Source organism: Synechococcus sp. R6-10 (assembly GCF_047461815.1).
In the GTDB taxonomy this organism is placed as follows: domain Bacteria; phylum Cyanobacteriota; class Cyanobacteriia; order Thermostichales; family Thermostichaceae; genus Thermostichus.
On sequence record NZ_JANSHW010000038.1, the window covers coordinates 1 to 3,463 of the forward strand.

At 58.6% G+C, this 3,463-nt stretch carries 4 protein-coding genes; 1 reads left to right on the forward strand and 3 read right to left on the reverse strand.

The genetic code is table 11. The annotated features are described in order from the left end of the window. The coding region (locus NW837_RS01165) for a hypothetical protein (RefSeq protein WP_414328898.1) at positions 1-721 on the forward strand (721 nt) is incomplete at its 5' end. Between the two features lie 81 nt (positions 722-802). On the opposite strand, the gene NW837_RS01170 is transcribed toward NW837_RS01165, so the two are convergent. The 3 genes from NW837_RS01170 to NW837_RS01180 all read right to left on the reverse strand — a co-directional run. Further along, a complete protein-coding gene (locus NW837_RS01170) occupies positions 803-1,090 on the reverse strand; it encodes a hypothetical protein (protein WP_414328899.1) in 288 nt (95 codons plus the stop codon). A 27-nt stretch (positions 1,091-1,117) separates the two neighbouring features. Next, on the reverse strand, positions 1,118-1,735 hold the full coding sequence (locus tag NW837_RS01175) for a hypothetical protein (protein ID WP_414328900.1): 618 nt from the start codon (positions 1,733-1,735) through the stop codon (positions 1,118-1,120). Between the two features lie 21 nt (positions 1,736-1,756). Further along, the coding region (locus NW837_RS01180) for a proline--tRNA ligase (protein ID WP_414328902.1) at positions 1,757-3,463 on the reverse strand (1,707 nt) is incomplete at its 5' end.

Genomic DNA, 3,463 nt, shown 5'->3' on the forward strand with positions numbered 1-3,463 from the left:
GGGGGTGACCCGCCGCGTGACTTGGAGCTTCACTGTGGGCAGCCCTGTCCGCGCTTCCATCGACTTAGTGGATCACAATGCCGGCAGTCGCCCTTTGGCAGCGGGAGAAATCCTGTTGGTCACCGTCAAAGGTACCCCTTCCAGCCGGGTAACGGTTTACCTCATCCAGGATGGACGGCAAGTGCAAACCTTGCCGGCTCAGGAAGTTTCCAGCGGCACCTATGTAGTGAACGCCCTAATCGAGGCGAAAGATACCACCCGTGAGGGGATCGTCGTCGCCCGCTTGGAAAATGGCGGCCAAGTGCGCTTCATGACCGCCGAACAACCGGCCCGCCTGATCGAAGGGGCCACCGGGGGCATCCAGCGGCTGACCACCCAAGAGGTTTCCGCCACGGTCAGCGCCCCCGGCCCACTCTTGCCTCAGATCACCAACCTGCGGGATGGGGATCGGGTTTCCGGTTCTTCGTTTACGCTGCAGGGCACTACAGCTCCCAATGCTTCGGTGCGGGTGAATGTAACGGCTTCGACCTCTCTGGGGGGCATCATCAGCGCCCAACAGACCGTGACCAACCAAACGGTGCAGGCAGATGCCCAGGGCCGTTTCACCATCACCGTTCGGCCTCCCATTCCGGCCTCTGGCACGGTGTATCAGGTGAATCTCACGGCCACTTCCGGCAACCAAACCAGCCCAACGGTAACCCTGCGCCTTACCCAGCAGTAGGGGTTCAAGGGATCCCAATCCATCCCGATAGCCTTCCTCCCACCCATCAAGGGATCTGGGCAGCCTTCCATGTCCAGCAGTTCAGACTTCCCTCTCTCCCCTGGGAGAAGGGCTGGGGGTGAAGGCTCTATCATCTTCAATTCCCAGGGATCCCTTGCCGGCTTGTAGGGGAGTTTTGGATAGAGGAGACTGCATTTGCCAGCGCCACAGGATCCCGGCCACGATCAGGGTGGGCAAAACGATCATCCCGACCACCACTGGCATTTGCTCCGGCAAGGCCAAGTAAGGGCCACCATACTTGATGGCTGTGCTGATTCCGGCGGCAGCCAGCATCAATTTTAGGGCAAACCAGACTGTTTTTCGATCCATGACTTACTTTTAATTCACGCTTTTAATTCACGATTGGCTAGGGCTGCTGACCATGGCAGTGAGAATGCCGGCAATGGTTTCTAGCTCCTCAGGTACCCGATACAGCGTTAAGTCTTGTTTGATCACCTGCTGATCGGCAAGAATTTGTCCGAACTGCCAGATAGACCCCATCGTCACTGCACCGTAGATCTGAGCCTGCTGCTCCACCTGCGCCAGGGCAATCATTTCTACAGCCATTTGCACAAAGGCTCGCGTTAGATCGTCCTTTTTGGCTTCAACCACCAGCAGGATGTTCTTCCCTCGCAACAGATAATCGAGGCTGCCCTTCAACCAATTGTTGACCATCAGGGGATACTCCAGCCGCAAAGGAACTCGACAATGGAGAGCCACTTCGGTCAGCACAGGAGCCACCAGCAATTCCCGCCGCGCTGTTTCGCTGGTGAGGCTAACCAAAGGTAACAATTGTCGGATCCGATCTTTCAGAACTGGGGTTTGCGGCGGCGCAGGGGCAACAGGCCATGTCCACTCCCCAATTTCCAGTCGATAGCCGAACTGAGCCAAGATTTCATCCGGCTCGTAGGGCATCTCAAAATAAGAGCGAAAAGTATAGGATTCGTCTTCTTTAAGAATGGAGATGTTCAGCATGGAGTTCAGGAGAAACCACGCTCAGTCTGGCACAGCTAGGGCTGCTTCAATCCGCTCTTTCAGGGTAGTCACCACTTCTTCAATGGGAATTTCCGTGGCTTGGCCGCTGGCCCGCTCGGTGAGTTCCACCTTGCCCTGTTTGAGGCTGCGCCCTGTGGTGATGCGGTAAGGGATCCCGATGAGATCTGCATCCTTGAACTTGACGCCGGCCCGCTCGTCCCGGTCATCCCAGAGGGTCTCGATGCCGGCAGCAGCGAGATCTTGCACCAGTTTTTCCGCCACGCTCATCTGCTCGGCGTCGGAGATGTTGGGCACCACCACCACTACGTGATAGGGGGCAATGGCCACGGGCCAGATGATCCCGTTGGCATCGTGGGACTGTTCCACCGCCGCCTGGGCCAAGCGGGATACCCCAATGCCATAACAGCCCATCCAGAGGGGCTGCTCGGATCCCTGTTCGTCGGTAAAGGTGGCCCGCATTGGCAGCGAGAACTTGAGGCCTAGCTGAAAGATATGGCCGATCTCGATGCCACGGGCCGTTTCCAGGATCTGGTCGGGGTTGAGCAAACACCGATCCCCCGCCTGTGCCTTGCGCACATCCACCACTTCCGGCAGGGGATATTGCTCGCCCCAGTTGGCCCCCACCACGTGCTGCCCCACCTGGTTGCCGCCGGTCACAAAGTTCTGCAGCAGAGCTGCCGTCTGGTCGGCCAAGCGCAGGATCTGGGGGGCAAGGTTTTTTTGCCGGCCCAGACAGCTATCCGGCAAGTCGGGGGCAATGTAGCCCACCGGGATGGGATCCCCCTGCCAACTGTTTTGGATCTCGGCATCCGCCAAGGTGAGCTTGAGCAGCTTGTTGGCTTGGTAGCGCTCTGCCAAGCGGCTGAGGTGGTTGGCCAGTTTGACCTCATTGACTTCTTGATCCCCACGGATGCTGAGTAGCACTGCCACCCGCAGGCCGTTGTCGTAGAGGGCTTGGTAGAGGACGTTTTTAACGATCAGGGTAGAGGAGATTTTTAGGAAAGCGGCCAGCTTCTCGATGGTTTCGGTTCCCGGCGTATCCAGAACCTGGAAGGCGGTGTAGGGAGACTCTGCCGCTGGCGGCGGGATGGAGACGGCCTTCTCCACATTGGCAGCATAGGAGCCATCGGGCGTGTAGAGAATCTCATCTTCTCCGGCAGAGGCCAGCACCATAAACTCCTGCGAGGCCGCCGATGGCCCCCCGATCGCCCCGGCATCAGCATCCACCACGCGAAACTCCAGCCCACAGCGCCTGAGGATGCGGCTATAGGCTCGGTACATATCTTGGTAGGTCTGGCGCAGGCTTTCCTCGTTGGCGTGGAAGGAATAGGCGTCTTTCATGATGAATTCCCGCCCTCGCATTAGGCCAAAGCGGGGCCGAATCTCATCCCGAAACTTGGTCTGGATCTGATAGAGGGTTTGGGGCAATTGCCGGTAAGAACGGATCAGGTCGCGGGCCAGCAGGGTGATCACCTCTTCGTGGGTGGGGCCGAGGCTCTGTTCCCGCCCCTGCCTGTCCTTGAGGGCAAACATGATCCCCTCGGCTTGGGTGTACACATCCCATCGCCCCGATTCCCGCCAGATCTCTGCCGGCTGCAGCTGGGGCAAAAGACACTCCTGAGCGCCGATGGCGTTCATCTCCTCCCGGACAATCTCCGAGATCTTTTGCAGCACCCGCCAGAGGAGCGGCAGATAGGTGTAGATCCC

Coding starts and splice junctions, on each gene's coding strand:
- NW837_RS01170 (WP_414328899.1), bottom strand. CDS start 1,090: ATGGATCGAAAAACAGTCTGGTTTGCCCTAAAATTGATGCTGGCTGCC.
- NW837_RS01175 (WP_414328900.1), bottom strand. CDS start 1,735: ATGCTGAACATCTCCATTCTTAAAGAAGACGAATCCTATACTTTTCGC.